The sequence below is a fragment of the Vibrio sp. Sgm 5 genome, from assembly GCF_026241575.1.
Lineage (GTDB): Bacteria > Pseudomonadota > Gammaproteobacteria > Enterobacterales > Vibrionaceae > Vibrio > Vibrio jasicida.
In genome coordinates this window covers 1-787 of sequence record NZ_JAPHPY010000131.1, presented here as the reverse complement: position 1 = coordinate 787, position 787 = coordinate 1, and the positions used below count along the sequence as shown (strand labels likewise).

The window sequence follows — 787 nt, the reverse complement described above, 5'->3', positions numbered from 1 at the left end:
CACATTCAAGTGTTCTTGGGAATATCACTTTTAAGTGATTATTCGAAATTGAGTCCGGCAAAATCGAAATGTCTCTCGCTCATTCAAATAATGAGAGACAACTTTGGTGATTTGAACATCAACTCGAAACTCCTTCGGGTTGTATGGTTAAGTGACTAAGCGTACACGGTGGATGCCTTGGCAGTCAGAGGCGATGAAGGACGTATTAACTTGCGATAAGCCCAGATTAGGTAGTAAAAACCACTTGAGTCTGGGATTTCCGAATGGGGAAACCCACTAGCATAAGCTAGTATCGCTGCGTGAATACATAGCGCAGCGAGGCGAACCGGGGGAACTGAAACATCTAAGTACCCCGAGGAAAAGAAATCAACCGAGATTCCGAAAGTAGCGGCGAGCGAAATTGGACTAGCCCTTAAGCTTTATATGCGTTAGACGAACGGTCTGGAAAGTCCGGCAATAAAGGGTGATAGCCCCGTAGTTGACAACGCACATTCAGTGAAATCGAGTAGGGCGGGACACGTGATATCCTGTCTGAATATGGGGGGACCATCCTCCAAGGCTAAATACTACTGACTGACCGATAGTGAACCAGTACCGTGAGGGAAAGGCGAAAAGAACCCCTGTGAGGGGAGTGAAATAGAACCTGAAACCGTGTACGTACAAGCAGTAGGAGCACCTTCGTGGTGTGACTGCGTACCTTTTGTATAATGGGTCAGCGACTTATATTCAGTGGCAAGGTTAACCATCTAGGGGAGCCGTAGCGAAAGCGAGTGTTAACTGCGCGACT

General features: G+C 47.3%; 1 rRNA gene. It reads left to right on the top strand.

What is annotated here, in order from left to right:
* Positions 1-145: 145 nt before the first annotated feature.
* Positions 146-787 (top strand): 23S ribosomal RNA (locus OQJ86_RS26350); the annotation flags it as partial.